Source organism: Microcosmobacter mediterraneus (assembly GCF_031846265.1).
GTDB lineage: Bacteria > Bacteroidota > Bacteroidia > Flavobacteriales > Flavobacteriaceae > Microcosmobacter > Microcosmobacter mediterraneus.
In genome coordinates, this window is sequence record NZ_JAVRIA010000032.1 from 1 (window position 1) to 263 (window position 263).

Annotated in this window: 1 protein-coding gene; it reads right to left on the reverse strand. The window is 37.6% G+C overall.

Annotated features, from left to right (window positions below; genetic code table 11):
• Positions 1 to 263 (reverse strand): HYR-like domain-containing protein (locus RM697_RS13715; RefSeq protein ID WP_311428461.1); only part of this gene is annotated, 263 nt, incomplete at both ends.

The window sequence follows — 263 nt, forward strand, 5'->3', positions numbered from 1 at the left end:
GTTGGAGCAGTAGTATCTTCTATAGTAATGGTTTGTACCTGTGTTGTTGTATTATCACATGCATCTGTTAAAGTCCATGTTCTTGTGATGATAGATTCGTTTTCACAAGCACCATCTGCAACACTATCTGTAAAGGTGGCTTCTAAACCTGTATCGCAGTTATCTGCCTCATCTGTTACATCTCCTGTTAAAGTAAGATCACTAGAATCTTGATCACATTCTATTGCAATACTTGATGGTACTGTAAAAGTAGGTGCTGTTGT